This is a genomic window from Bailinhaonella thermotolerans, assembly GCF_003594875.1.
Taxonomy (GTDB): Bacteria; Actinomycetota; Actinomycetes; order Streptosporangiales; family Streptosporangiaceae; genus Bailinhaonella; species Bailinhaonella thermotolerans.
The window spans coordinates 870,186-896,286 of sequence record NZ_QZEY01000002.1; the positions used below are offsets into that span (position 1 = coordinate 870,186).

23 protein-coding genes are annotated in these 26,101 nt (G+C 75.7%); 11 read left to right on the forward strand and 12 right to left on the reverse strand.

Annotation, left to right across the window (positions count from 1 at the left end):
* Positions 1–6: 6 nt before the first annotated feature.
* The 5 genes from mreD to D5H75_RS09040 all read right to left on the reverse strand — a co-directional run bounded on the left by mreD (position 7) and on the right by D5H75_RS09040 (position 4,619).
* Positions 7–489 (reverse strand): rod shape-determining protein MreD, encoded by a 483-nt coding sequence (gene mreD, locus D5H75_RS09020; protein ID WP_119925837.1) that lies wholly within the window; start codon positions 487–489, stop codon positions 7–9.
* 3 nt (positions 490–492) lie between these two features.
* Positions 493–1,395 carry a rod shape-determining protein MreC gene (gene mreC, locus D5H75_RS09025; protein ID WP_119925838.1) on the reverse strand — a complete coding sequence of 301 codons (903 nt, stop codon included), beginning with the start codon at positions 1,393–1,395 and terminating at the stop codon, positions 493–495.
* A 31-nt stretch (positions 1,396–1,426) separates the two neighbouring features.
* Complete coding sequence (locus D5H75_RS09030; protein ID WP_119925839.1) at positions 1,427–2,458, reverse strand: rod shape-determining protein; 1,032 nt, start codon at positions 2,456–2,458, stop codon at positions 1,427–1,429.
* Between the two features lie 398 nt (positions 2,459–2,856).
* Positions 2,857–3,516, reverse strand: a complete 660-nt coding sequence (locus D5H75_RS09035) for a LuxR C-terminal-related transcriptional regulator (RefSeq protein ID WP_119925840.1) — start codon at positions 3,514–3,516, stop codon at positions 2,857–2,859.
* The gene (locus D5H75_RS09040) at positions 3,480–4,619 is read right to left on the reverse strand and encodes a sensor histidine kinase (protein ID WP_119925841.1); all 1,140 of its coding nucleotides are present in this window, start codon (positions 4,617–4,619) and stop codon (positions 3,480–3,482) included. Before D5H75_RS09040 ends, D5H75_RS09035 begins: the two co-directional genes overlap by 37 nt.
* 244 nt (positions 4,620–4,863) lie before the next feature.
* Between D5H75_RS09040 and D5H75_RS09045 the strand changes: the two genes are divergently transcribed.
* The 3 genes from D5H75_RS09045 (at position 4,864) to D5H75_RS09055 (ending at position 9,222) form a co-directional block, all read left to right on the forward strand.
* A complete protein-coding gene (locus tag D5H75_RS09045; protein WP_119925842.1) occupies positions 4,864–5,883 on the forward strand; it encodes an ABC transporter ATP-binding protein in 1,020 nt (339 codons plus the stop codon).
* 167 nt (positions 5,884–6,050) lie between these two features.
* A complete protein-coding gene (locus D5H75_RS09050) occupies positions 6,051–8,318 on the forward strand; it encodes an alpha/beta fold hydrolase (RefSeq protein ID WP_242454075.1) in 2,268 nt (755 codons plus the stop codon).
* Positions 8,319–8,460: 142 nt separating this feature from the next.
* A complete protein-coding gene (locus D5H75_RS09055) occupies positions 8,461–9,222 on the forward strand; it encodes an alpha/beta fold hydrolase (RefSeq protein ID WP_119925844.1) in 762 nt (253 codons plus the stop codon).
* Between the two features lie 447 nt (positions 9,223–9,669).
* Here D5H75_RS09055 and ndk read toward each other — a convergent pair whose 3' ends face one another.
* A complete protein-coding gene (gene ndk / locus D5H75_RS09060; protein ID WP_119925845.1) occupies positions 9,670–10,080 on the reverse strand; it encodes a nucleoside-diphosphate kinase in 411 nt (136 codons plus the stop codon).
* A gap of 501 nt (positions 10,081–10,581) precedes the next feature.
* Here ndk and D5H75_RS09070 point away from each other — a divergent pair.
* Positions 10,582–11,493 (forward strand): TIGR01777 family oxidoreductase, encoded by a 912-nt coding sequence (locus D5H75_RS09070; RefSeq protein ID WP_119925847.1) that lies wholly within the window; start codon positions 10,582–10,584, stop codon positions 11,491–11,493.
* A gap of 129 nt (positions 11,494–11,622) precedes the next feature.
* Here D5H75_RS09070 and D5H75_RS09075 read toward each other — a convergent pair whose 3' ends face one another.
* Positions 11,623–12,261, reverse strand: coding sequence for a DsbA family oxidoreductase (locus tag D5H75_RS09075; RefSeq protein ID WP_119925848.1), 639 nt, complete (start codon positions 12,259–12,261; stop codon positions 11,623–11,625).
* Between the two features lie 257 nt (positions 12,262–12,518).
* On the opposite strand from D5H75_RS09075, the gene D5H75_RS09080 reads away from it, so the two are divergent.
* Both D5H75_RS09080 and D5H75_RS09085 read left to right on the forward strand, forming a co-directional pair.
* Positions 12,519–13,538 (forward strand): glycerophosphodiester phosphodiesterase, encoded by a 1,020-nt coding sequence (locus D5H75_RS09080; RefSeq protein ID WP_119925849.1) that lies wholly within the window; start codon positions 12,519–12,521, stop codon positions 13,536–13,538.
* Between the two features lie 48 nt (positions 13,539–13,586).
* A complete protein-coding gene (locus D5H75_RS09085) occupies positions 13,587–14,060 on the forward strand; it encodes a hypothetical protein (RefSeq protein ID WP_119925850.1) in 474 nt (157 codons plus the stop codon).
* Here D5H75_RS09085 and D5H75_RS09090 read toward each other — a convergent pair.
* Together D5H75_RS09090 and D5H75_RS09095 are read right to left on the reverse strand one after the other, a co-directional pair.
* Positions 14,036–15,454 carry a hypothetical protein gene (locus tag D5H75_RS09090; protein ID WP_242454076.1) on the reverse strand — a complete coding sequence of 473 codons (1,419 nt, stop codon included), beginning with the start codon at positions 15,452–15,454 and terminating at the stop codon, positions 14,036–14,038. The two genes, D5H75_RS09085 and D5H75_RS09090, sit on opposite strands and share 25 nt — an antisense overlap.
* A gap of 53 nt (positions 15,455–15,507) precedes the next feature.
* Positions 15,508–17,412 (reverse strand): hypothetical protein, encoded by a 1,905-nt coding sequence (locus D5H75_RS09095; protein ID WP_119925851.1) that lies wholly within the window; start codon positions 17,410–17,412, stop codon positions 15,508–15,510.
* A gap of 386 nt (positions 17,413–17,798) precedes the next feature.
* Here D5H75_RS09095 and D5H75_RS09100 point away from each other — a divergent pair, with 386 nt between their 5' ends.
* The 5 genes from D5H75_RS09100 (at position 17,799) to D5H75_RS09120 (ending at position 22,835) form a co-directional block, all read left to right on the forward strand.
* Positions 17,799–19,187 carry a sensor histidine kinase gene (locus D5H75_RS09100; protein WP_202637949.1) on the forward strand — a complete coding sequence of 463 codons (1,389 nt, stop codon included), beginning with the start codon at positions 17,799–17,801 and terminating at the stop codon, positions 19,185–19,187.
* Complete coding sequence (locus D5H75_RS09105) at positions 19,184–19,726, forward strand: hypothetical protein (protein ID WP_119925853.1); 543 nt, start codon at positions 19,184–19,186, stop codon at positions 19,724–19,726. Before D5H75_RS09100 ends, D5H75_RS09105 begins: the two co-directional genes overlap by 4 nt.
* A gap of 60 nt (positions 19,727–19,786) precedes the next feature.
* Positions 19,787–20,461 (forward strand): response regulator transcription factor, encoded by a 675-nt coding sequence (locus tag D5H75_RS09110; protein WP_119925854.1) that lies wholly within the window; start codon positions 19,787–19,789, stop codon positions 20,459–20,461.
* A gap of 308 nt (positions 20,462–20,769) precedes the next feature.
* The gene (locus D5H75_RS09115; RefSeq protein ID WP_202637951.1) at positions 20,770–22,257 is read left to right on the forward strand and encodes a sensor histidine kinase; all 1,488 of its coding nucleotides are present in this window, start codon (positions 20,770–20,772) and stop codon (positions 22,255–22,257) included.
* The gene (locus tag D5H75_RS09120) at positions 22,245–22,835 is read left to right on the forward strand and encodes a hypothetical protein (protein ID WP_147425098.1); all 591 of its coding nucleotides are present in this window, start codon (positions 22,245–22,247) and stop codon (positions 22,833–22,835) included. Before D5H75_RS09115 ends, D5H75_RS09120 begins: the two co-directional genes overlap by 13 nt.
* Before the next feature lie 21 nt (positions 22,836–22,856).
* Here D5H75_RS09120 and D5H75_RS09125 read toward each other — a convergent pair whose 3' ends face one another.
* The 3 genes from D5H75_RS09125 to D5H75_RS09135 are packed head-to-tail and all read right to left on the reverse strand — an operon-like array spanning position 22,857 to position 26,035.
* Positions 22,857–24,308, reverse strand: coding sequence for a hypothetical protein (locus D5H75_RS09125; protein ID WP_119925856.1), 1,452 nt, complete (start codon positions 24,306–24,308; stop codon positions 22,857–22,859).
* A gap of 10 nt (positions 24,309–24,318) precedes the next feature.
* Positions 24,319–24,669: a DUF4233 domain-containing protein gene (locus D5H75_RS09130; RefSeq protein WP_119925857.1), complete on the reverse strand. Its 351-nt coding sequence runs from the start codon at positions 24,667–24,669 to the stop codon at positions 24,319–24,321.
* A gap of 46 nt (positions 24,670–24,715) precedes the next feature.
* Positions 24,716–26,035: a bifunctional folylpolyglutamate synthase/dihydrofolate synthase gene (locus D5H75_RS09135; RefSeq protein ID WP_119925858.1), complete on the reverse strand. Its 1,320-nt coding sequence runs from the start codon at positions 26,033–26,035 to the stop codon at positions 24,716–24,718.
* Positions 26,036–26,101 lie beyond the last annotated feature (66 nt).

Sequence of the window (26,101 nt, forward strand, 5' to 3'; positions counted from 1 at the left end):
GGACGTTCACGGCCGCCTCCCGAGCACCCGGCCCAGCAGCCACACCAGGAGCGGGCAGACCAGCAGGTTGTAGAGCAGCGCGAGCGGCAGCATGCGCCCGACCAGGCCCCAGGCGATGCGCTCGTCGCCGAGCATCAGGCCCACGATCGGGAACAGCATCGTGCCCACGGCCACGCAGAACATCGCGAGCGCGACCGACGTCTCGCCGGAGCGCTCCAGGGACCGCCCGGCCAGGAACCCGGTGACGCAGAACACCAGCGCGTAGTAACCCAGCGGGTGGTCCGCAGGCGGCGCGGCGTCCGAGACCAGGCCGATGACGAAGCCGCTCACCGTGCCGGTGAACGCCCCCCGGCACAGCCCGATCGCGACCACCTCCACCAGCAGCAGGTCGGCGGCGATGCCGCCGGGCAGCGGCAGCCGGTTGAGCACGCTCACCTGGACGACCAGCGACACCAGGACGAGCAGCCCGGTGCTGATTCCCCGTGCCACCGCTCATCTCCCCCTCTGCTCGGCCGTGGGCCTCACGGGGGGCCTGCCGGGGGATACGGCGGTGCGGGCCTCGCGCGGCGGCGCCTGCACGACGACCCCCACCACGTCGATGGAGCTGAACCGGACGTACGGCCGGGCGTACGCGGTGCGGGTCAGCTCGCCGGGGGTCTGCTCGACGCGCTCGATCACGCCGACGGGCAGCCCGGGGACGTAGGGGCGGTTGCTCTCGGAGCCGAAGCTGACGATGCGGGTGCCGGGGGCCAGGTGCGCGTTGGAGTCCAGGAGCTGGAAGCGCATCACCGCGCGGCCCTTGCCCAGGCCGTGGACGACCCCGATCTCGCGGCTGGTCTCCAGGCGGACCCCGGCCGCCGAGCCCGGGTCGGTGATCAGCACGACCGTGGAGGTGGCCGGGGACACGCGGACGACCCGGCCGACGAGGCCGTCGCCGTTCATGACCGTCATGTCGCGCTTGATCCCGTCCCTGGCGCCGGCGTCGATCTCCACCGTGTCCTCGAAGCCCGGCTGCCCTCTGCGCGCGATCACCTGGCCCGGCACGATCTTGTACTCGCCGAGGGCGGCGGTGCGCAGCAGCTTCTCCATGCTCCCGTAGCGGACGAGGGCCTGCCGGTTGGCGGCGAGCATCCGGCGCAGCGCGACGTTCTCCTCCTCCAGGTCCCGGATGCGCCGCTTGGCGACCGGGGCCTCCCGCGCGACGTCGACCGCCGCGCCCACGGGGGCGACGACGGCCGCGACGGCGTACTCCATCGACCCGAAGAACGAGGCGGCGGCGGCGCGGACCGGCCCGAGGGGCGAGTCCGGCCCGCCGCGGTGATCGACGGTCAGCAGCAGCAGCGAGAAGCCGAGCAGGACGCCCAGGGCCACCCGGGACCTGCGGGTGTCGCGCATGACACTCCTTCCTGGTCGATTACCCCGCCGGTCAGTGGCGCGGCTCGGGCACCAGCACCTGCTGGAGGGCGTCGAAGTCCTCCACGCAGCGGCCGGATCCGAGCGCCACCGAGTCGAGCGGGTTGTCCACCAGGTGGATCGGCATGGCGGTCTCCTCGCGGAGCCGTTCGTCCAGGCCCTTGAGCAGCGCCCCGCCGCCCGTGAGCGCGATGCCGCGGTCCATCAGGTCGCCGGACAGCTCCGGCGGGCACTTGTCCAGGGTGGTCTTGACGGAGTCCACGATCGCGTTGACCGGCTCCTCGATCGCCCGGCGGATCTCCCCCGCCGACACGATCACGGTCTTGGGCAGGCCGCTGACCAGGTCCCGCCCGCGGATCTCCGCGTGCTGGTCGTCGTCGCCCGGATAGGCGGAGCCGATGGCGATCTTGATCTCCTCGGCGGTGCGCTCCCCGAGCATCAGGGAGTACTCCTTCTTGGCGAACGTGATGATCGACTGGTCCAGCTCGTCGCCGCCGACGCGGATCGACTGGGACGTCACGATGCCGCCCATCGAGATGATGGCGACCTCGGTGGTCCCGCCGCCGATGTCCACGACCATGTTCCCCGTGGGCTCGTGCACGGGCAGCCCGGCGCCGATCGCCGCCGCCATGGGCTCCTCGATGATGTAGACCCGGCGCGCGCCCGCCTGGTAACCGGCCTCCTTCACGGCCCGCTGCTCCACCCCGGTGATGCCGCTGGGCACGGCCACGATGATGCGCGGCTTGGCGAAGTGGCGGCGCTTGTGCACTTTCTGTATGAAGTAGCGCAGCATCCGCTCGGTCACGTCGAAGTCGGCGATGACCCCGTCCTTGAGCGGCCGGACGGCCACGATGTTGCCCGGGGTGCGCCCGATCATCCGCTTGGCCTCGATGCCGACCGCGACCGCCTTGCCGTTGGCGGTGTTCAGCGCCACGACCGACGGCTCGTTCAGGACGATGCCGCGTCCGCGCACGTAGACCAGGGTGTTGGCCGTGCCGAGGTCGACTGCCATCTCACGGCCCAGGAAAGAGAAGTTGTTGGCCATGTTGAAGGAGACCCTTCGACGGTCGACGGCAGAGGATGACGGGGCGCGTTCAGATCGTAACGCGGCGTGCCTGCCCGTGGGCGCAATGGACTCTGCCTCGCTTCGCCCCATAACGAATCCCCCGCTTGCCCCTGTCACGACCGGAGCCCGACGTCACCGATCATGCCCCGAAAACTCCGCTTCGACCTGGAGAAACGCCGAAGCACGTCTAGCCTGCCCAGACGCGAAGATCACTAACCGGCCAGCACCGGCGAATACGGGAAACCCGTCAAGAGCCCCCCGCACCCCCCTCATACCCCCACGCAGCCCGCTCGCACCCCGGAATCCCCACCTTTTCCAAGGGACCCTGCGGCCCCATGGGTCCCACTCGTCCCGGAACGCGGTGCGGGCGGGGCGGGTCAGGCCTGGCCGGGGGTGGCCTCCAGGTAGGCGAGGACGGCCATGACGCGGCGGTTGTGGTCGTCGGAGGGGGCCAGGGCGAGCTTGGCGAAGATGTTGTTGGTGTGCTTGCCCACGGCCTTCTCGGTGACGCCGAGCCGGGCGGCGATGGCGGCGTTCGACATGCCCTCGGCCATCCTCGACAGGACCTCGCGCTCCCGCGGGGTCAGCGCGGCCAGCGGCCCGTCGGCGGTGCGGGCGGTGAGGAGCTGGGCGATGACCTCGGGGTCCATGGCGGTGCCCCCGGCGGCGACGCGGCGCACGGCCTCGACGAACTGCTCCACGTCGCCGACGCGGTCCTTGAGCAGGTAGCCGATCCCGCCGGAGCGGTCGGACAGCAGCTCGCGGGCGTAGAGCTGCTCGACGTACTGGGACAGGATCAGCACGGGCAGGCCGGGCACCTCGGCGCGTGCCGCGAGCGCGACGCGCACCCCCTCGTCGGTGCACGTCGGCGGCAGCCGTACGTCGACGACGGCCACGTCCGGCCGGTGCCCGGTCAGGGCGCGCAGCAGCATGGGGGCGTTGTCCACGGCCTCGACCACGTCGAATCCGTGCGCCGCGAGCAGGCGGGTGAGGCCGTCCCTCAGGAGGGCGTGATCTTCACCGATGACGACGCGCACGGTATCTCCATCGAGAGCAGGGTCGGGCCGCCGGGCGGGCTGTGCACGGAGAGTCTCCCATCGAAGGCGGACAGGCGGCGGCCGATCCCCGCCAGCCCGGTCCCCCGTGACGGGTCGGCCCCGCCGCGCCCGTCGTCGGCCACCGTGAGGCGCAGCGTCCCGTGCTCGCCGCGCAGCCGCACCCAGGCCCGGGTGGCCCCGCTGTGCTTGGTCACGTTGGCCAGCGCCTCGGCGGCGGCGAAGTAGAGGGCGGACTCGACCGGGGATTCGGGGCGTTCGGGCAGCTCGATGTCGGTCTCGACGGGGATCGGGCACAACAGCGCCGCGGCCTCGATGCCGCCGCCGAGCCCCCGGTCGGCGAGCACGGGCGGGTGGATGCCGCGCACGAGGTCGCGCAGGTCCACCAGGGCCTGCCCGGCCGACTCCCACGCCTCCTCGACCAGCGCGCGGACCTGCTCGGGGTCGGTGGACCCGCGCGCCATCCCGAGCTGCATGCGCAGCGCGACCAGCCTGGCCTGGGCCCCGTCGTGCAGGTCGCGCTCGATCCTGCGCAGCTCGGCCGCGTGCGCGTCCACGATCACCGCCCGGGACTCCGCCAGCTCCCTGATCCGGGAGTCCAGGGACGGGCTCGGCGAGCGCAGCAGGAGCGCGGCCAGCCGGGCGTGGATCGCGTTGGCGAGCAGGACGGCCCCCGCCATCAGCCCCAGGAAGACGATGACCGCCAGCGTCAGCGTGATGGTGGTCGACCTGCTGGTGCGCGCGGGGCTGAGCACCATGAGCACCCGCACGCCGTACAGCGGCGCGAGCACCAGGGGCAGCAGCGCCGGCGCGACCACGGCGTGGACGGCCAGCCAGGCGACGGCGCGGGGACCGGTCACGTCCTCGGTCCCGAGGTCCCGCCCGAGGGTCCGCCCGGCCCACCGCCGCTGCCGCCGCGCCAGCCGGCGCGCGCCCCGCAGCGCGCCCCCGGCCACCGCCGCGCCCCTGGGCCCGGCCGGGGCGAGCGGCGCCGTGATCGCGACCAGCCCCAGCAGCACGACGCCGGCCGCCCACGCGGCCAGGTTCCACGCCAGGCCGGCCACGCCGCGTCCCAGTGCCCTCATCCCGCCTCCGATCACCCCGTCGTCCGTCCCCGCCCGCGAGCCGCCCGCCCGGCCGGTCCGGCGGGCCCGGCCGGGCGAGGGGCTTCCCTTCGCAGTCTGCCCGGGCCGCGCGGCCCGCGCGGTAGGCCCAGGCCCACCATCGCGGGGGGAGAATCCGACCCCCCGCGGTGGTTTCGCGCCCATGGTCCCGGGCCGCGGCGGGCCGGAGCCTGGAGTCACGAAACGGACGACGACGGGGATCCCCATGATCGAAGTGATCGGACTGACCATGCGGTACGGCGAGGCTCGCGCCGTCGACGACCTCAGCTTCACGGTCCGGCCGGGGCTGGTGACCGGCTTCCTCGGGCCGAACGGCGCGGGCAAGTCCACGACGATGCGCGCCGTGCTCGGCCTGGAGGCCCCGGACGCGGGCGAGGCCCTGGTGGACGGCGTGCCGTACGCCCGGCTCGACCGGCCGATGCGGCGGCTGGGCGCGCTGCTCGACGCGGGCGACGTGCACGGCGGGCGGACGGCGGAGGCGCATCTGCGGTGGCTCGCGCGCAGCAACGGGATCAGCGCGCTCCGGGTGGCCGAGGTGCTGGACCGCGTGGGGCTGACCCCGGCGGCCCAGCGCCGGATCGCCGGGTTCTCCCTGGGCATGCGGCAGCGGCTCGGGATCGCGGCGGCGCTGCTGGGCGACCCGCCGGTGCTGATGTTCGACGAGCCGGTCAACGGGCTCGACCCCGAGGGGGTCCGCTGGATCCGGGAGCTGATGCGCTCGCTCGCCGCCGAGGGCCGCACGGTGCTGGTGTCCAGCCATCTCATGGCCGAGATGGCGCTGACCGCCGACCACGTCGTGGTCATCGGGCGCGGCCGGCTCATCGCCGACACGTCGATGGCCGGCCTGGTCGCGGGGTTCCGCTCCGACGTCCTGGTCCGCGCGGCCGATCCGGCGAGGCTCGCCGCCGCCCTCCGCGCCCACGGCGCGACGGTCACCCCCGTCCAGGAGGACGACGCGGCCCCCGGCCCGGGCACGGCCGGGCCCGCCGCGCCCGGCGACGGATCCGGTACGGCGCGGCCGGCCGCGCCCGCGACGCCGTACGGCTCGGACGGGGGCGCCGCGCTGGCGGTGCGGGACATGGACGCGCGACGGATCGGCGAGGTCGCGCTGGCCGCGGGGGTGGCGCTGCGGGAGCTGCGCCCGCGCGCGGTCTCGCTGGAGGAGGCGTTCATGGAGCTGACCGGGGAGAGCGTGGAGTTCGGGGCCGCCGGGAGCGCGGCATGACGCCCGGTATGACGCCCGGCACGGCACCCGGGGCGACGACGGGGACGACGACTGGGACCACGGCTGGGACCACGGCTGGGACCACGGCCGGGACCACGGCCAGGACCACGGCCGGGACGACGGGCCGGAGGGCGCGCGGCGGGGCCGCGCGTGCCGAGAGGATCGGAGTGAGAACGGTGTCGAGGGTGTTCGACGTGATCGCGGCCGAGTGGGAGAAGTTCCGCTCGCTGCGTTCCAACGGGTGGCTGCTCCTGGCCTCGCTGCTGGCAGTGGGCCTGAGCGCGGGGGTGACCGCGATGGTCGTCCGCGGTTACGACAACCAGACGCCGGACGAGCGGCTGAGTTTCAGCAGCGTCGGCGACGGGCTGAGCACAGGGCTGCCGGTGGCCTACTTCGTGCTGGCGGCGCTCGGGGCGCTCTCCGTCTCGTCCGAGCACGCCACGGGCATGATCCGCACGAGCCTGGTGGCGGTCCCGAGACGCGGGCTGCTGCTGTTCGCCAAGGCGCCGGTGGTGGCCGGGATCGGGCTCGCCGCCGGGCTGGCCCTCGCGTTCGGCATGCACGCCGCCGCGATGGCCGTCCTGGGCGGGCGGGCCGATGACCGGCTGCTCGACGGGACCACGCTCGGCACGACGCTGTCCCAGCCGGGCGTGCTCCCCGGGCTGCTGGTCGCGGGGGCCGCCGGCGCGGCGGCCGCCCTGGTCGGGCTGGGCGTGGGCGCGCTGGTCAGGTCCACCGCCGGGGCGCTGGTCACGCTGATCGTGATCCTGTTCGTGCTGCCGGGGGCGGCCCAGGTGCTGCCCCGGCCGCTGGGCCCGCGCGTCGGCTCCTTCATGTTCGAGAACCTGCCCGAGCAGATCGCCCACCCCCATCCGGAGGGCGTGCTCGGCCCGATCGCCGCGCTGGCGCTGCTCATCGCGTACCCGGTCGTGGCGCTCACCGGCGGGGCCGCGGCGATCGCCCTGCGCGGGCGCCGGTTCCGGCCGCTCGCCGTCGGCCTGGCCGCGACCGTCCTGCTGGCGCTGGTGCCCGCGCTCCCGTCCAGCGCTTCGACGTCGGCGCTCACCTGGTCCAAGTGCCGGGGCGAGGTGGAGTGCGCCACGCTCGCGGTGCCGGTGGACTGGGCGAGGCCGCAGGGGCGCAAGATCACGATCAGGCTGGGCCGGCTGCCGGCCACCGGCACGCACCGCAGGCTCGGCGTCGTGTTCTCCATCCCGGGCGGCCCCGGCGGCTCGGGGATCGGGGACCTGGAGAAGCACGGCGCGAGCTTCGCCGAGCTGCGCCGCCACTTCGACGTGGTGAGCTTCGCGCCGCGCAACGTCACCGACGACGGCCCCGACCGGCCCCGGGCGTTCTCGCTCGACTGCCTCAAGACCGGGCCCTGGATCGAGCTGCCCGACGACCGGGCCGAGTTCGCCGCGCTGGGCGAGCGCAACCGCGCCGCCGCCGAGCAGTGCCGGCGCGCCGACCCGGAGTACTTCGACAACCTCGACTCGGCGTCGGTCGCCCGCGACATCGAGGCGGTGCGCGCCGCCCTCGGCGAGGCCAGGCTCAGCTTCGTCGCCACCTCGTACGGCACGGTGCCCGCCGCGGCGTACGCCCGGCTGTTCCCCGGGCGGGTGCGGGCCATGTACGTGGACGGCGGCGACGGCGGGCGGCCCGAGGGCGAGGCCGAGCAGCGCGTGAGGTACGCGTCGATCGAGCGGCAGTTCGCCCGCTTCGCCGCCTGGTGCCGGGCCACGACGACCTGCGCCCTGCACGGCCGCGACGTGGTGCGGGTGTGGCAAGACCTGGTGGCCTCCGCCGACCGCTCTCCCGTGCCGGTCCGGGGCCGCGGCGTCGCCTACAGCGGTTTCGACTTCAAGGTCGCCGCCGCGCCGAGCGTCGTCAGCCCCGGTCCCATGCCCCAGGCGCCGCGCTGGCACGAGCTGGCCGCCGCGATCGCCAAGGCCGCCGCGGGGGACGCCGCGGGCTTCGCCTCCTACGTGGAGGCGGTGACGGGGAGCCCCAAGCCGATGTCGTTCCGCGGCATGAACATGACCCACTGCCAGGACGGCCTGAGCGTGGGCGGCTACGAGGGGTACCGGCGGCTGCGCGCCCTGGGTGAGAAGGTCTCCCCCAACTTCGCCGGCAACGAGCTGTGGCACCCGCTGGCCTGTGTGGGCTGGCCGGCCCCGGTCAAGAACCCGCCGGCCGCGCCGCCGTCTCGCGGGCTCCCCCCGATGGTCGCGGCCGGGAGCTGGACCGACCACGACGACACGGCGTACCTGGTCCGCAACGTGCCGGGCTCGTCCACGATCAGGTACGACGGCTCCGGCCACGGCCTGTACCTCTCGGGCGAGCGCTGCACGATCGCCCACGCCAACCGCTACCTCCTCACCCTGACCCCACCCGCCCCCGGCACCACTTGCGCCCCGCCCGCGCCCAAGCCCTGACCGCCCCGGCCCCGGTCCGCCCGCCCGCGCCCGCGCCTTCCCGCAGCGGGCGGACCGGCGCGGGCGGCCGGCGCGGGCGGGCCGGGTTCCGCACGCCGGCCGAAGGCGACATCGGGCGCGGTTGGCGGTAGCGTCGCGGCGCATGACGCTTTCTCATGATGTCGGCGGGAACGGTCCCGCGGTGCTCCTGCTGCACTCCTCGGCGTGCGACCGGCGGATGTGGGACCCGCAGTGGGACGCCCTGGTCGCGGCCGGGTACCGGGTGATCCGGTGTGACTTCCGGGGGTTCGGGGAGACGCCGCCGCCGGACCGGCCGTGGGACACCGCCGGCGACGTCGCGGAACTCCTCGATGAGCTCGGGGTGGAGCGCGCGGCGGTCGTGGCCTCCTCCTACGGCGGGCTCGTGGCGCTCCGGCTCGCGGCGCGGCGGCCGGAGACGGTGGCCTCCCTCGCCCTGCTCTGCCCGCTCTCCCCCGACCACACGCCCGGGGAGTCCCTGCACGACTTCTGGCGGCGCGAGGAGGAACTGATCGAGGCCGGCGACATCGACGGCGCGGTCGAGCTGAACGTCCGGACCCTCCTGGGCCCCGAGGCGGACGAGGCGACCCGCGACCTGGTACGGCGGATGCAGCGGCACGCCTTCGACGTCCAGCTCGCCGCCGAGGAGCACCCCGAGCTGGAGACCGACGACGACCTCACCCGGATCGAGGCCCCGTGCCTGGTCGTCTCCGGCGCCCTGGACCTGGCGGACTTCCGCGAGATCGCCGCGCGCCTCCCGGCCCGGCTCCGCGACGCCCGCCACGTCGAACTCCCCTGGGCCGGCCACCTCCCCAGCCTCGAACGCCCCGCCGAGCTGACCCCCCTCCTCCTGGCCCACCTCCAGAAGACCCACCCCACTCCCTGACCCACGGGGGTGAGCGGTCCGGCCGGGAGACGACGCTCGCACCGGGAACCCCCGCGGCGATGGACGGCGGGGGTCCTACCGGCCGCACCGGTCCCGAGGATCGGCACCTGGCGCGGGTGGCGGGGAGCCAGGCACGCCGAGGCCGCTCCATGCCGGCGCGGACTGCCCGCCAGGGGTCCGCGCGGACACCAGAGACTCATGAGTCCGGCCCGGCGCCAGCCGTACGGCGAACGCCCCCGGCCCCGGTCAGAGGCGCGCAAGGCCCTCGGCGAGAAGATCCCTGACGCCCCTCCCGGCGACGGCCTCCACGGTCCCCGCCGCGCATCCCAGGCCGTGGGTCTTCCCGCCGCGGGCGCTCTTTCCCGTGGCGGCCGGGTCCGGGCGGGGACGCGGCGGCCCCAGGCGCGGCGCTCGGGGCGCGGCGGCTGGGGCCGGGATTCCCTGGGGCTAGAAGCGGTCGGGGAAGAAGATCTTGATCTCGCGCTCCGCGGACTCGGGGCCGTCCGAGCCGTGGACGATGTTGTTCTGGACCTCGAGGGCGTGGTCGGCCCGGATGGAGCCGGTGGCCGCCTCGACCGGGTTGGTGGCGCCGGCGAGCTGGCGGAACGCCTTGATCGCGTTGGGGCCCTCGACCACCGCGGCCACGAGCGGGCCGGAGGTGATGAAGTCGACGAGGTCGCCGAAGAACGGCTTGTCCTTGTGCTCGGCGTAGTGCGTCTCCGCCGTCTCGCGGTCGAGCGTGCGCAGCTCCAGCGCCGCGAGCTTGAGGCCCTTGCGCTCGATGCGCGCGATAACGTCGCCGATCAGCCCCCGGGCCACGCCGTCGGGCTTGACCAGGACCAGAGTGCGCTCGGACACGTCAGAACTCTCCTTAGTTGCAATTCAGGGGAACGGCCCGCAGCTTACCGCCCCGGGTCCCGTCCGCCGCCTTCCCGGCCACTTCCCGCTTTCGCCCGCTCGACTCCCGGCCCCGCCGCGCCTCCTCGGCGGCGCCCGCGTTCCCGTACGGCCGGCGCCACGTCCGGCCTTGATCCCACCGCCAGGACCACGCCCCCGTCCGCCGGTCCCCCCACCGCCACCGGCTCGGGGGCTCCACCCCCACATCGGAGCGCGCGCACGCGAGCGCCCTCCGCTCGGGAACGGGGCGAGGCGATCCCGGGAGGGCGGCGGCGTGAGGGCATCCCTCCGGAACCGGCGTGAGCGGATCCCGTCGGCACCGGCGCGGTGAAAGCCCCGGGGGGCACCCGGTGCGAGGAGGAAGAGCGGCGTTCGGTTTACTACCCGTGCGGCCGATGACCGCGGCTTTTCACGGCCGTTCGCCGGGCCGGCCGCGGGGCCGGCGAGGAGAGCGGGGGTTCGGTGAAGGTCGTCGTCGCCGGAGGCAGCGGGGCGCTGGGGAGGCGGATCGTCCGCGATCTGCTCTCCCGGGGGGATGACGTCGTGGTGCTCACCCGGAGCCCGCGGAGCGGGTCGCCCGGGCGGCAGGTCGTGTGGGACGGCGTCAACGTCGGCGAATGGGCCGCCGAGCTGGACGGGGCGGCGGTGGTCAACCTCGCGGGGGAGATCGTCGACCGGCGGCCGACGCCGGCGAACATCGCCCTGCTGCGACGGTCGCGCGTCGAGCCCACGCGCGCGCTCGCCGGAGCGGCCGCCCGCGTGGAGAACGCGCCGCCCGTGTGGGTGCAGATGAGCACGCTGGCGATCTACGGGGACGGCGGCGAGGAGGTCATCGCCGAAGGACACCCCGTCGCGGACGGGCCGCCGCAGATGGCGGGCGTGGCGCGGCCGTGGGAGGAGGCGGCGGCGGGCGCCCGCGCCGGCCGGCAGGTGGTGCTGCGGACGGCGGTGGTGTTCGACCCCGGCACGCCCGCGCTGAACCGGCTGGTCTCCCTGACCCGGTGGGGCCTCGGCGGGCGGGTGGGCTCGGGCCGCCAGTGGGTGAGCTGGCTGCACATCGACGACCTGCTGGCGATCGTCCGGCTGGCGCTGGACGACCCCGCGCTGTCCGGCGTCGTCCACGCGACCAGTCCCCGCCCGGTGCGCAACGCCGAGCTGATGGCCACCCTGCGCCAGGTCCTGCGCCGTCCCCCGGCCCCGCCCACGCCCGCCCCGCTCGTCCGCGCGGGAAGCGTCCTGCTCAGGACCGACCCCGCCCTGGGCCTGACCGGCCGCCGCTGCGTCCCCCGGCGACTCCTCGAAGCCGGCTTCGCCTTCAAGTACCCCGACCTCCCCCAAGCCCTGCGAGCCTCCCTCCCCCCACCCCACCGCTAACCCGCCCCACCGCTAACCCGCCCCACCGCTAACCCACCCCACCGCTAACCCACCCGACCGCCCCACCCCGGCGACGGCTCCACCGGCGCCATGACCGGTCCGCGCGGCCCCTCCGCGAGCGGCCGATCGTCACGCGCCGGCGGAGCGGGACCGGAGGGCCCGTTCTATGAGGTGGCGGAGGGTGGCGGGGGGTTGGACGCCGCCGGTCGGGGGGGCGTCGCCGATGACGAGGGTGGGCACTCCCTGGACGCCGAGGGCGCGGGCGCGGGACTCGTCGGCGCGTACGGCGTCGCCGTACGCCTCGCCGGCGAGCATGGCGCGGGCGTCCGCGGCGGGGAGGCCGGCCTCGGCGGCGAGGGCGGTGAGGACGCCGTGGTCGGCGATGTCGAGGCCTTCGGAGTGGTAGGCGCGGTAGAGGACCTCCAGGGTCTCGTCCGCGCGGCCGGCGTCCGCGCCGAGCTTGATCAGGCGGTGGGCGTCGAAGGTGTTCACCGGGCGCGACTTGCGCAGGTCGATCTCCAGGCCCTCGGCGGCGCCGGTCTCGTGGATGAGCGCGACGCGGGCCGGGGCGGCGGCGCCGCGCCACCGCACCATCGCCTCGGCGGCCGTCGGGCCGGGGGTCCGGTCCGAGTCCGGGGCCAGCTCCAGGGAGCGCCACACCACCTCGACCCGCTCCCGGCCGGGCAGCTCCGCCAGGGCCGTCTCCAGCCGGCGCTTGCCGATATAGCACCAGGGGCACATCACGTCGATGTACGCCTCGATTCGCATGATTCCTCCTCGTCCGGGGGCGTGCATCACGAAGTGTGCAACCTCAACCGCGCTTGACCTCAAACCGGCGGGCGCGGCGGGGCGACCGGGGCAGGTCAGCGGGTTTTCCGGGGCGGGGCAAACCGGACTCGGAGTTGCGAAGATCAACTTGGATCGGAAATCATCTGGACTACACGCCGGAGCGGCCGGACGGTCAACCCGGCGTCATCGGGCGCCTCAAGGGTTGGAGGCGACGTCTCCTACCCCGAGAGGTGAGAATGTTCGGACGAGCCGGAGCCGCGATGGCCGCCGCCCTCGTGGCCGCGTCGCTGATCTCCCCCGCCGCCGAGGCCTCCGCCCGTTCCGGGGCCGCCGCCAAGCGCCAGCCGGTGGCCAACGTCGCGCACCGCGGCGCGAGCGCGTACGCCCCGGAGAACACGATCCCCGCGTTCCGCCTGGCCAAGGACATGGGCGCGGACCTCTACGAGCTGGACGTGCAGGAGACCAGGGACCACGCCCTCGTCCTGATGCACGACACCACCCTGGCCAGGACCACCGACGCCGAGGAGGTCTTCCCCGACCGGGCGCCGTGGCGGGTGAAGGACTTCACCCTCGCCGAGATCCGCAGGCTGGACGCCGGCTCGTGGTTCGGCCCCGAGTACGCGGGCGTGCCCGTGCCCACCCTCGGCGAGGCGCTGCGGGCGATGCGCGGGAGCGGCCTCGGCCTGCTCCTGGAGATCAAGGCGCCGCACCTCTACCCGGGCATCGAGCGCCGCGTCGCCGCCGAGCTGAGGCGCCACCCTTCGGTGACCCGCCCCGACCCGCGGGGCCGCCGCCTCATCGTGCAGTCCTTCGACTGGGCGTCCATGGAGCGGTTCCACCGCGAGATCCCGCGGGTCCCGATCGGTCTCCTGGGCTCCCCGCCGGCCGGCGACCTGCCCCGGCTGGCCGCCTTCGCCGACCAGATCAACCCGCGTCACACGGAGCTGACCGGGGAGTACGTCCGCCAGGTCCACGCCTACGGCATGGAGGTGTTCACCTGGACGGTGGACGACCCCGCCGCGATGCGCCGCGCCCTCGCCCACCGCGTCGACGGCGTGATCACCAACAAGCCCGACGTCCTGGGCGACGTCCTCGGCGAGCGGGCCGCCGCCGGGTCCTCCCGGACCGCCCCCCACTCCGTCCCGGCCCCCGTCCCGCCCACGCGGCCCGTCCCCGCGCCCGAGCCCGAGCGCATCCCCCAGCGCGAGCCCGCCGGCGACCCCGGGGACACCGCCGACCTCATCTACGTCCGCTGACCGCCGGCGTACGGCGGGCGCGGGCCGCCGGCCCGGGAGAGGAACGCCATGGCGACCCTGATCGACGCCCTCACCACGGACTTCGAGACCCGCTGGGGCTTCAGGGTCGCCGGCCTCTCCGGCGGATGGTTCACGGACACCGAGTGCGACGGTGAGGCCGCGCCGGGTTCCTCCGTCGAAGCGGACCGGGACGGCCTGACGTTCCACGTGCGGTCGGCGCCCGGCGCCCCGGTCCACGTGCGGATCGAGCGGTGGGACGCCGAGCCCGGACCTGAGCACGGTGACGGCTGGAAGCCGCTGTGGCGCGGCCGGATGAGCCTGCCCACGGGCCGGCTCGGCGCGGGCGACGACGACCTCACGGACGGCGGCGAGGCACTCGGCACGTGGCTGGCCTTCGAGCCGCTGGACGGGCCGTGGAACGTGGAGGCGCTCGGCAAGCGCCTCACCGCCGTGGCCGACGAGCCCGGCTTCCCCGTGCAGATCCTCGCCGTGAGCCTCTACAAGGTCCGGATCTGGCCCTGATCCCGGGGCCGGGCGCCCCGGCGGGCGAAGAGCAGGGCCGCCGCCACGCAGGCCAGGGGCGGGACCGGCAGGACGTACCGGTGGTCGAAGTCCAGGACCGCCACCGGCGCCACGAGGAGCGCGACCGCCGTGGCCCAGGGCAGCAGGGCCCCGCGCCGCCGTACGGCGAGCAGGCCCAGCAGCAGGATCGCCGCCAGGAACGGCCCGCGCAGGTAGGCGGGGTACTGGTAGGCGCGCAGGAGGCCGGCGTACGGCTCGGCCGCCCGGTACCCCTCCGGCGTGCCCGGGGCGTACGCCCGCAGCGCCCGCCAGGCCCCCGCGTCCGCCGGGCGCTGCGCGATCACCCCCTCGTGGAACCCGAACGCCGGGGTCACCCGCTCGGGATGCCGCGCCGGGGTCCAGTGGAACGCCAGCGACACGTCCCGCGCGACCGCCGCCGCGTAGTCGTACGGCTGCGCGAGGATCGCCCGGACCGCGAACGCGCGCGCCCGGTCCTCGTTCGCCCCGGGCCCGCCGGGCAGCCGGTTGAGCGGCGAGGCGGGGTCCCAGACGTACTCGGAGGCGGCGTCGAGCACGGTCCCGTTGGGGCAGAGCGCGGCCAGGTCCGCGGGCGGCCGGATCACGGCGCAGTCGGCGAAGGTCATCGTGCGCGCCCACAGGGCGACCCCGTCGCCGCCCGCCAGCCGGAACGTCCCGTGCGCCGCGCGGTACCACCCGGCGTACGCCGCCAGCGGGACCAGCCCGGCGAGCGCGGCGGCGACGAGAGCGCGGGGGCTCCGCCGCGCCGCCAGATAGGCCAGGAACAGCAGGAGCAGCGGCAGCCCGATCGTCCGGGTGAGCGCGGCGGCGGCCAGGAGCGGCCCGGCCGCCAGCCCGGCGCGCCCGGACGGGCGCGGGGACCACATGAGCGCCACGACGGCCGCCACCACCAGGAAGATGAACAGCGTGTCCGAGAGCAGCGCGTTCTCCAGTTGCAGCATCTGCGCGTCGAACAGCACGGGCACCGTCGCGAGCGACGCGCCCCACCAGGGCAGGCCCCGGCGGCGCAGGATCGCGTAGACCAGCACGCCGGTGGCGAGCCCGAGCGCGTGCTGCGCCCCGGCCACGACCTCCACGCTCCCGAAGGGCCGCAGCGCCCGGAGGAAGAACGCGTACCCGCTCGGCTGGAACCCCCACATCGGCTCCAGGTCCAGCGCGGTCCGCAGGTAGGCGAAGGTGTCGCCGTAATAGATCCGGGCCGGCCGGAACCCGAGCATGGTCAGCGCCCGCAGCGCGGCGGCGACGGCGAGCACGGCCGCGAACGGCCCGTGCCCGCCCAGGGACCCGGCGAGGGTACGGCGGGCGGCCACCGGCGCGGCCACCGTGAGGCGGGGCAGGTCGTCGATCAGTGACATGCCCCGAGGCTCGCGGCGCTCCGCGACGGCCTCTCGACGGGAATGTCCGGAAATCATGACAGTGCGGAAGGCCCGGAACCGCAGACCGGCGCCCGCCAGACGACGATCCCCCACTGCCGCCCCTGGTCCCGGCCGCCCGCGACGCGCCAGCCGGGCGGCGCGGCGGGCCAGGTGGCCCCGGCCGGGGCGGCGCCCGGCCAGGGGACGACGACGGCGCAGGCGCCCGGCGGCGGCGCGGCGGTCCGCGGGTCGAACCGCCGGACGCGGGTCCAGGACACCTGCTGGATCAGCCGGATCCGGGTCGCCCAGAACACCCCGGTGGAGACGGCGACGCCGCCGCGTTCGGGCAGGCCGCGCAGGATGGGCGTCTCCGCCCACCCCTTCTGCCTGGTCAGCGTGACCGCCGCGGCCCCGTTCACGGCCAGCACCGCCAGGGCGACGGCGGCGGCCCCGAGGCGCGGCGCGAGCCCGGCCGGGACCCGCAGGCCCGCCCGGGCCCCCGCCTCCGGCCCCCGGCGCGACGGGGAACCCGGCCGGGGACGCGCCGGGGAGCCCCGCCGGGAGCCCCCCAGCAGGAGCCGCGCGCACGTGAGGACGGTCAGGACCGCGAACGCGCGCGCCGACGCCCCCGGCATGTCCAGCGCGCTCCAGTCGCCGGTCAGGAACGAGGTCTCCGGGAAGTCGAACGCGATGAACTGGTGGTCCCGCAGCCGGTCCCCCGCGTGCCAGGCCGCCGCGCCGCCCGCCGCCGCCAGCACTCCCCCGGCCCCGGCGGTGATCGCGACGGCCGTACGGCGCGGCGCCCGGACGAGCGCGGCGGCCCCGGCCGCCGCGAGCGCCACCGCCGCGAAGGCGGTGTACCGCCCGTAGGCGAAGTTCCCCACGCGGTGCTCGTCGGGCAGCGCGGCGGACGAGGCGTACGCCACGCCCGCGGTGACGAGCAGCAGGGCCGCCGCGCAGATCCGCAGGGCGCGCGGGGAGCCGCGCCGGACCGCCACGGCGACGGCCGCCACCATCCCCGCGCCCGCCAGCCCCCACGTGCTGACGACCAGGTACCAGAGCTGCCCGGCCGCCCCGCCCAGCGCCCACGCCTGCCCCGCGAGGCCGGTCAGCCGGGTCACCAGCAGCCGGCCGAGGTCCAGCGACCCGGACGGGTACAGCGCCGCGAGGACGACCGCGTTGAGGACCTTGGCCGCCGCCCCGCCCGCGACCGCCGCGCCCAGCGCCGCGAGCGCGGCCCTTCGCGGCGCCCACCGGCGGGCGAGCACGGCCAGCAGCACCACGACGTGCACGGCCAGCAGGACCAGCCCCCGCGCGTGCGCCGCCGCGGCGTACGCGGCCAGCAGGGACGAGCCCGCCCCCGCCCCCGCCCCCGCGCCGCCGAGCGGCCCGTGAGCGCCGGGGCGGGCGCCTGCCGTACGGCGGGCGGGCCCGGCCAGGAAGGCGTGCAGCGAGAGCAGCCAGCCCAGGGCCACCACCGGGAACACCGCGTCCACCAGCGCGTACTGCGAGAAGTAGAGCGCGGCGGGGAAGGTGGCGACCGCGCACGCCAGCACGCACGCGCGCGCGGGATCGAGGCGCAGCACCCGCAGCGCGCGGTAGGCGAGGGGGAAGGCCGCCGACCCCACGACGGCGTTGGTGATCAGCGTGAGCTGGTAGGCGGCCTCCGGGTCCTTGGTGATCCAGAACGCCGGGACCAGCAGCAGGGGGTACCCGCCCTGGTAGAAGGTGGTGCCGGAGAGGTCGGCCCCCACGCCCCCGGCCAGCAGCCGCGCCGCCGCCAGGTACCCGGCCTCGTCCGGGTACGCCGCGGGGGACGCCTGCCCCCAGACCAGCCAGAGCCGCAGGGCCAGGTGCGCCAGCCAGCCCGCCGCGAGGAAACGGCCGGCGTCACCCCGCCCCGCCCGCCGGGGCGTCGCGGGCGCCCGGGTCCCCGGTGACACGTCGGTATAGGTCATGATCCGCAGGCTCGCGGTGGATCTTCACCGTCTCTCTCGCTCGATGTCCGGAAACCGCAACAAATGCGCGTGCGCCGAGACGCCTCGTACAGAATGTCCAGGTGCGTCGCATTCCTGCTCTCTCGTTCCGCCGCCCACAGGCCGAGGACGCCGCGGGGCGCGCGGACACGGCAGGCGGCGCGAACGGGGTGGACCGGGCCGGCGGGACGGACACGACGGCCCGGACGAACGCGATGGACGGGATGAACACGAAAGACGGGGCGGACCCAACGAACGGGACAAACGGGACGGGCAGAGCGCGGGCGGGCGGGGCACGGGCGGGCGGGTGGAAAGGTCTCCGCGGGCGGGCGGGGCTGCGGTGGCGGCTGGCCGGCGGCTTCGCGGCGGTGACCCTGCTGTCGGCCGTCGCGGCGTCGGCGGTCGCGTACCACCTCAACCGCGAGGCCATCCTGCGGCGCACCACCGACGGGGTGGTCGCGGAGTTCCAGGGCACGCTGGGCCGCCTCGTCCCGAACTACCCCTCGGGAGCCCCCGAGACCTACCGCTTCGGCCCGGAGAACGCGACGGACCTGTCCCGGATGATCCGCGACGAACTGCGGAAGCCGGGCCGGGCAGCGGTGGCGATCGAGCGGCCCCCCGGGCGGGTCCCGCCGGAGGAGGTCGCCTGGCTCGGCGTGCCGGTGCCCGCCGACTTCCTCAGGGAGGCGGACACCTACCTCGTGCACCGGCGGATCGAGCACCGCGGCACGCCGTACCTGCTGGTCGGGGCGCGCGCCTGGGACCTGTCGGGGCGGGGGCCGATCCTGGCGATCGTGGCGCAGGACCTGCGGCCCGAGGCGCGGACGCTGGAGTCGCTCGCGAGCAGCATCCTCGCGGTGGACGGGGTCGTCCTCGCGCTCGCGCTGGCGCTGGCCCTGCTCACCGCGCGCGGGGTGCTCGTGCCCGTGCGCAGGCTGGCGAAGGCCGCCGACGCGCTCGGGGAGGGCGCGCTGGACACCCGCGTGGAGGTGCGCGGCGCCGACGAGCTGGCCTCGCTCGCCACCACGTTCAACCGGACCGCCGAGCGCCTGGAGTCGAACATCGGCGAGCTGCGCGCGATGGAGGAGGCCTCGCGGCGGTTCGTGGCGGACGTGTCCCACGAGCTGCGCACCCCGCTCACCGCGATGACCGCCCTCACCGACGTGCTGCGGCGGGAGGACACCTCCGAGCCGGACCTGCGGCGCGCGGGGCTCATCGTCGCCGACGGCGTGGGCCGCCTGCGGACGCTCGTGGACCACCTGATCGAGATCAGCCGGTACGACGCGAACACGGCCACGCTCGTCCTGGACGACGTGATCCTGGCCGAGGCGCTCCGGGCCACGCTCTCGGTCCGGGCCTGGGAGGACGACGTTCTCCTGGAGGTCCCGGAGGACCTCATGGCCCGCCTGGACCCGCGCCGCTTCGACGTCATCGTGGCCAACCTGGTCGGCAACGCCCTCCGCCACGGCGCACCCCCCATCGTCGTCCGGGTACGGCCCGAGGCCCGCGGCGGACGCCCCGGGTTCACCCTCACCGTGCTCGACCACGGCCCCGGCATCCCCGACGACCTCCTCCCCCTGGTGTTCGACCGGTTCGTCAAACGCGACCCCGCCCGCGCCGAGACCGAGGGCAGCGGCCTGGGCCTGTCCCTCACCCGCGCCTACGCCGAACTCCACGGCGGCGACGTCACCGCCCGCAACGCGCCCCCCGCCGGGGCGATGTTCACGCTGTGGCTGCCGGTGGAGGGGGCCGCGTGAGCCCGCGCGGAGGCCGTACGCTCGCCGCCCTGGCCGCGTGCGCCGCGGTCCTGACCGCCCTCGCGGGCTGCGGCATCCGGCCGACGGGCACGGTGCGGGCGGACGAGGCGCCCCGGGCCAGGGGGCCTGTCGCGACCAACACCCTGTACTTCCTGCGGCACGGCGAGCTGGCGGAGACGACCCGCCGCGGCCTCCCCGGGCTCGGGATGCAGGAGCACGCCATCGCCCAGCTCCTCGTCGGCCCGACGCAGGCCGAGCGCAGGTCCGGGATGACGACCGAGGTGCCGCCGCTGGGGCGGCACATGATGGTCCAGGCCGCGATGCGGATCGTGGTGCCGGCCGGGACCCGGCTGACCCCCATGGCCCGGGCGCAGATCGTCTGCACCGCGTTCGCGCAGAAGGTGCCGCGCGTCGAGTTCGTGCACCCGGAGGAGGGCGCGGCCATCGGGGAGTACGGCCTGCCCGTGGGGAAGACGCGCGCCTACACCTGCGAGTCGCGCCGCGCGGTGCCCGTCAGGCTGAACCCCAAGGCGGGATGAAATATCCGGGAACAGTGACATTCGGTCATCACTGATGGCCGATCGCCGAGAATGTCCCTTGTGGCACACATTCTTTTCGTCGAGGATGATCCGCTCGCCCGCGCCGCCGTGGAGATGGCGCTGTCGCGGCAGGGGCACCGGATCACCGCGGTCGGGTCCGGCGAGGAGGGGCTGGAGCACTTCCGGTCGCGCCGGCCCGAGATCGCCGTCCTCGACGTCATGCTCCCCGGCATCGACGGCATCGAGGTGTGCCGCCGCATCCGCAAGGAGGACACCCTCCCGGTCATCCTGCTCACCGCGCGCGGCGACGACCTGGACGTGGTGCTCGGCCTGGAGGCGGGCGCGGACGACTACGTGGTCAAGCCGATCGAGCCGCGCGTGCTCGACGCCCGCATCCGGGCCGTGCTCCGCCGCGCCGACAACAGCTACGGCAGCGTCAGCACGTACGGCGACCTGGTCGTGGACCGCGACGCCCTCAAGGTGACCCGCGCGGGCAGGGACGTCCGCCTCACCCCGACCGAGCTGCGCCTCCTGCTCGCCCTGACCCGCCGCCCCGGCCACGCCCTCACCCGCCAGCAGCTCCTGGCCGAGGTCTGGGAGCAGACCTACCCCGGCGACGGCCGCGTGGTGGACGCCTGCGTCCAGCGGGTCCGCGCCAAGCTCGGCGACGACCCGGCCGACCCCGGGTACATCGAGACGGTGCGCGGCTTCGGTTACCGCTTCCGCTCGTCATGACCGCCCGGGAGCGCGAGACGCGCGAGGGGGTCTCCCCCGGGCCCCGGCACGGCCCGGCCCCCTCCGGCGGAGGACCCGCCCACGACCACGGCGTACGGCCCGGGGCCGCGGCCCCCGAGGCCGCGGCTCCCAGGGACGGGACTGCCGGGGACGGGACTGCCGGGGACGGGACTGCCGGGGACGGGACTGCCGGGGACGGGACTGCCGGGGACGGGGCCCCGCCCCCCGGCGGGGAAGGGGCGCGCGCCCGTCGTGCGCGCCGGATCCGGGCGCTGCCGCTCAGGGCCGGCGGGCTGCGGGTGCGGCTGGTGGCGGGCTTCGTGATCGTGGCCCTGCTGTCGTCGATGGCGGCCTCGCTCATCGCCTACAACATCATCCGCGACGCCATCTTGAAACGGACCCAGGACGCCGTGATCGCGGACTTCCGGAGCCGGGCCGCCCGGCACATCCCGGGCAGCGCGCCCGTGCCCGCCGACTGGTGGGGCAGGCCGGTCGCGCCCGGGGCCTCCGAGCTCACGCGCAGGCTCGCCGCGGCCTTCGGCGGACCCGGGCGCGCCGCGGTGGCGACGGAGCTGACGCGGGGCCAGAAGCCGCTGCCCCCGCACTACGCCAGGCTCGGCGTGCCGGTGCCGGACGGCCTGCTGAAGGCGATGGAGAGCAAGACCGCCGCGCAGCGGATCGTGTACCGGGGGAAGCCGTACCTGCTCGTGGGGACCATGGTCCCCATGATGAACCAGGTGTCCGTCGAGCCCGTCCCCGGCGTCATCACCTTCCGGCTGCAGGGGGACGCCAACGAGGTGCCCGAGGCGCTCAGCGTGGTCGTCGCCGTGGACCTGCGCTCGGACGCCCGCGAGCTGGCCGGGCTCGAACGCGCCCTGCTGATCGCCAACGGCGCGACCCTGGCCATCGCCCTCGGCCTGGCCCTCGTCGCGGCCCGGGGCGTGCTCGTGCCCGTCCGCCGGCTGGGACGGGCCGCGCGCGAGCTGGGCGAGGGCGCGCTGGACACGCGCGTGGAGGTGCGAGGCCGTGACGAGCTGGCCCAGCTCGCCACCACGTTCAACCGCACGGCGGCGACGCTGGAGGCGAACATCGGCGAGCTGCGCGCGATGGAGGCGGCGTCGCGGCGGTTCGTGGCGGACGTGTCCCACGAGCTGCGCACCCCGCTCACCGCGATGACCGCGCTCACCGACGTGCTCTCCGGCGACGACCCGGGGCCCGAGGCCGACCGGGACAAGGCCGCGCGGATGGTGGCCGACGGGATCAGGCGGCTCCAGTCGCTGGTCGGCCACCTGATCGAGATCAGCCGGTACGACGCGAACACGGCCACGCTCGTCCTGGACGACGTGAACGTGGCCGGGGCGCTGCGGACGAGCCTGTCCGTGCGCGGCTGGGAGGACGGGGTGCGCCTGGAGGTCCCGGAGGACCTCATGGCCCGCCTGGACCCGCGCCGCTTCGACGTCATCGTGGCCAACCTGGTCGGCAACGCCCTCCGCCACGGCGCACCCCCCATCGTCGTCCGGGTACGGCCCGAGGCCCGCGGCGGACGCCCCGGGTTCACCCTCACCGTGCTCGACCACGGCCCCGGCATCCCCGACGACCTCCTCCCCCTGGTGTTCGACCGATTCGTCAAACGCGACCCCGCCCGCGCCGAGACCGAGGGCAGCGGCCTGGGGCTCTCGCTCACCCGCGCCCACGCCGAACTCCACGGCGGCCATGTCACCGCCGAGAACAGCGGGCTGTGCGGGGCGATGTTCACTCTCTGGTTGCCGAGGGAGCAGCCCGGATGCGACGACTGAGGACACTTCCCGCCGTGCTCGCGCTCGCCGCGGCGGCGGCCTGCGGCATCTCGCCCACCGGCCCCTGGACGGCGGGCGAACAGCTCGTGGGCAGCGGCCGCCAGGCCGTGAACCAGATCTACTTCCTCAAGGACGGGGAGCTGCACCCGGTGCTGCGCGCGGGGCTGGACCCCGGGCGCGTGATGGTGATCGGGCAGCTCCTCCAGGGCCCGTCGGAGGACGAGCTCCGGGACGGGGTGACGACGCAGGTGAGCCTGCCGCACTACGGGCCCGTGACGTGGGACCACGCGGGCGAGGTGATGACCCTGCGGATCTGGGACGACCGGCTCCTCCGGCTCTCCCGGCCCGCCCTGGCCCAGCTCGCCTGCACCGCCACCGCCGTGCCCGGGGTGAGCAGGCTGGAGATCCAGGGATCGACGGGCAAGCCCACGGCGTACACCTGCGAGGACTTCAAGGACCTGGCGCCGCGCGGGAAGCGCGCCGGCTCCGGCGCCACGCCCCGGCCCGAGGGCGCGCGCCTGCCCGGCGCGGGCACGGCCCCGGAGCAGGGGACGGCCCCCGGCGACGGCCTCCCGTGACCCGTCGCCGCTCCCGGGGCCTCAGCCCCGGGAGCGGGCGCGGCGCCGGGCCCGGACGGCGGCCGCCGCCAGGGCGGCCACCACGGCGAACCCGGCGATCAGGCACCACAGGTGCAGGGCCGAGGTGAGCGCGCGGGCCAGGTCCTCCGGCTCGGTCAGGCCCCGCGCCAGGACCGCGCGCTGGACGCCGCCGCCCAGCAGGAACCCGGCGAGCACTCCCGGCAGGCAGCAGGCCAGCGCCGACAGCGCCGCCCGCTCCGGGAGCGGCCGCAGCGCCGCCGCCAGGGCCCCCGCGCCGCCCGCCGTCAGCAGCGTGAACGTCAGCGCGTACGGCGCGACGCCCTCCCCCGGGACCAGCAGGCGCACCGCGCACAGCCCCGCCACCACCGTCACCAGCGCGGCGGCGGCGACGCGGCCGGGCGCGGGGCGCTCCAGCCCGGCGGCGGCCACCCCGGCGCCCATCGCCCCCAGCGCGGACACCGCCAGCGGCAGCCAGAGCGCGTCCAGGCCGGGCCCGCCCAGAGGCTCCAGCGTGAGCGAGGCGATCTGCGCCACCGACGGCAGCACGACCAGCCCCGCCGCGACCGCCGACACGCCGCCCATGCGCCCCTCGGCCACGGCGACCACGAGCAGCCCGAGGACGGCCACCGCCGCCGCGCCGATCTGGAGCGGCGCCGCCCAGCCGGTGGACGTGCCCAGGGCCAGCGCCGACACCACGGCCGCCGGCGCGACCGTCCGCGCGGCCTCGCGCCACCCGCCGCCCGGCTCGGCCGCCCCGCCGCCGAAGCCACCGCCGGAACCGCCGCCGGAACCGCCGCCGGGACCTGCGACGCGGGGGCGGAGCACCAGATAGGCGGCGGCCAGCGTGAGCGCCAGGCCGGTGAGCAGCGGGTACGGCTGGAGCGAGGCGCGCCAGGAGGTGGCGTTCTCGACGGACAGCAGGGCCAGGGGCTGCGCGGCCGCCAGGGACGTGGTCAGCGCGGCGGCCCAGACGGCCAGCAGCACCCTGCGGGCGAGGACGGGCCGCTCGCAGACGGCGGCCAGCGTCGCGGGCAGGAGCAGCCCGGCCCCGGCGCCGCCGAGCACGCGGACGAACGCCACCGCGCCGGGGGCGGCGGCCCAGCCCGCCAGCACCTCGGCCGCCGCGACCAGCAGCAGGCCGCCGACGAGCGGGGAGGCCGGGCGCACGCGCCGGACGAGGAGGGCGCCGGCGGAGGCGGCCAGGACGGTCGCGGGCAGGCCCAGGCCATGCGCCCGCATGTACGCCTCGGCGTCGGCGCCGGGCGGCAGCAGGTGGGCGACCGAGGAGATCGTGTTGGGGATCGCCACGACCGCGACGGGGAGCGCCGCGATCGCCAGCAGCGCGATCACGACGTCGAGGGCGGCGGCCAGGCGCGCGGTGCCCTCGGAGACGCCGAGGGCAGGGCGGGGCGGCACCGGGCCGGGCGGCGCGGCGGGGGGAGGTACGGCCATGCCCGGGACTTTAGCCCGGCGTGGCCCCTTCGACACGGCGAGCGACGAATATCGCCAGAATCCACAGGGCCGTGAACAGCGCCCCGAGGAAGAACATCGTGGTCACGAGGAAGCCCGTGGCGATCACGGCGGCCTGGAGCACGCTGCCCGCGACGTATCCGGCGGGCTTGCGGAGCAGGCCGATGACGAGCACGCACACCACCGCGAGGCCGCCGCCGACCGCCGCCGCCAGCCCCGGCTCCACGCCGCCGGTGCGGATGGCGACCGGGATCGTCAGGCCCAGCACGATCGCCTCCATGCCGAGCACGCTGGACGTCAGCCGGCGCATGCCCGGGGTGACCCAGGCAGGGGCTCCCGTCATCGTCCCTCGGCTTCCGTCATCGTTCCTCCGTCTCCCGGCCCGGCGCTCACGCCTCGTCGGCCTTCAGCAGCACGCGGGCGTCGCCCGCCGTCGTCACCGAACCGGTGATCAGCACGCCGTTCCCGGCGAACTCCCCGGTCTCCTCGGCCAGCGTGATCGCGGTGTCGATCGCGTCGTCGAGCAGCGGGGCCTCGTGGACGCGCTCGGCCCCGAAGACGCCGCGGGCCAGCTCGGCCAGCGCGTCGGCGGGCATCGAGCGCGGCGAGGAGTTGCGGGTGACGACCACCTCGGCGAGCACGGGTTCGAGCTGCTCCAGCATGCCGGCGACGTCCTTGTCGGCCATCGCCGCGACGACGCCGACCAGCCGGGAGAAGCCGAAGGACTCCTCGATCGCGCGGACGCTGGCCGCCATGCCGCCCGGGTTGTGCGCCGCGTCCACGATCACGGTCGGCCCGCGCCGCACGACCTCCAGCCGGCCGGGCGAGGTGACCTGGGCGAAGGCGTTGCGCACCAGCTCCTCGTCGATCGGGTCGTCGCCGCCGATCAGCGCCTCGACCGCCGCCAGCGCGCACGCGGCGTTGCCCGCCTGGTGCTCGCCGTACAACGGGAGGAAGACCTCCTCGTAGACGCCGCGCAGGCCCTGCAGCCGCAGGAGCTGGCCGCCCATGGCCAGCTCGCTGTGGAGTACGCCGAACTCCAGGCCCTCCCTGGCGACGGTCGCGCCGGCCTCGGCGGCCCGGCGCACGAGCACCTCGGCGGCGGCGAGCTGCTGCTGGGCGAGCACGAGGATCGAGCCGGGCTTGATGATCCCGGCCTTCTCCTCGGCGATCGTCTCGACGTCCGGGCCCAGGTGGTCGGTGTGGTCGAGGGAGATCGGGGTGATCACGGCGACGTTCCCGTCGGCGACGTTGGTGGCGTCCCACGTGCCGCCCATGCCCACCTCGACGACGGCCACGTCCACGGGCGCGTCGGCGAAGGCGGCGAACGCCATCCCGGTCAGGATCTCGAAGAACGACAGGCGGACGCCCTGGGCGTCCACCATCTCGGCGTACGGCGCGACGTCGGCGTAGACCTCGGTGAAGCGCTCCGGGCTGAGCGGCTGCCCGTCCACGACGATGCGCTCGCGCAGGCTGTGCAGCTCGGGGCTGGTGTAGCGGCCGGTGCGCAGGTTGCGCTCGCGCAGCAGCGTCTCGATCATCCGGGCCGTGCTGGACTTGCCGTTGGTCCCGGTGATGTGCACCACCTGGTAGTTCCGCTGGGGGTCGCCCAGCAGATCGGTCAGCGACCGGATCCGCTCCAGGCTCGGGTCGATGTCCCACTCGACGCCACGCTCACGGATGGCCTTCTCGACCGCTCGGTAATCCACCCGACCAGGGTACTGACCTCCCGCACCGCCTCCGTCCCCGAGCCTCCCCGCCGTCACGGCACGTGA

What these genes read in the sequence shown, in the direction of transcription:
- D5H75_RS09045 (WP_119925842.1), top strand. Translation starts at nt 4,864, where the DNA reads ATGATCGAAGTGATCGGACTGACCATGCGGTACGGCGAGGCTCGCGCC.
- D5H75_RS09125 (WP_119925856.1), bottom strand. Translation starts at nt 24,308, where the DNA reads ATGGCCGTACCTCCCCCCGCCGCGCCGCCCGGCCCGGTGCCGCCCCGC.
- D5H75_RS09055 (WP_119925844.1), top strand. Translation starts at nt 8,461, where the DNA reads ATGACGCTTTCTCATGATGTCGGCGGGAACGGTCCCGCGGTGCTCCTG.
- D5H75_RS09090 (WP_242454076.1), bottom strand. Translation starts at nt 15,454, where the DNA reads ATGTCACTGATCGACGACCTGCCCCGCCTCACGGTGGCCGCGCCGGTG.
- D5H75_RS09075 (WP_119925848.1), bottom strand. Translation starts at nt 12,261, where the DNA reads ATGCGAATCGAGGCGTACATCGACGTGATGTGCCCCTGGTGCTATATC.
- D5H75_RS09040 (WP_119925841.1), bottom strand. Translation starts at nt 4,619, where the DNA reads ATGAGGGCACTGGGACGCGGCGTGGCCGGCCTGGCGTGGAACCTGGCC.
- D5H75_RS09130 (WP_119925857.1), bottom strand. Translation starts at nt 24,669, where the DNA reads ATGACGGGAGCCCCTGCCTGGGTCACCCCGGGCATGCGCCGGCTGACG.
- D5H75_RS09080 (WP_119925849.1), top strand. Translation starts at nt 12,519, where the DNA reads ATGTTCGGACGAGCCGGAGCCGCGATGGCCGCCGCCCTCGTGGCCGCG.
- D5H75_RS09095 (WP_119925851.1), bottom strand. Translation starts at nt 17,412, where the DNA reads ATGACCTATACCGACGTGTCACCGGGGACCCGGGCGCCCGCGACGCCC.
- mreC (WP_119925838.1), bottom strand. Translation starts at nt 1,395, where the DNA reads ATGCGCGACACCCGCAGGTCCCGGGTGGCCCTGGGCGTCCTGCTCGGC.
- D5H75_RS09030 (WP_119925839.1), bottom strand. Translation starts at nt 2,458, where the DNA reads ATGGCCAACAACTTCTCTTTCCTGGGCCGTGAGATGGCAGTCGACCTC.
- D5H75_RS09120 (WP_147425098.1), top strand. Translation starts at nt 22,245, where the DNA reads ATGCGACGACTGAGGACACTTCCCGCCGTGCTCGCGCTCGCCGCGGCG.
- D5H75_RS09085 (WP_119925850.1), top strand. Translation starts at nt 13,587, where the DNA reads ATGGCGACCCTGATCGACGCCCTCACCACGGACTTCGAGACCCGCTGG.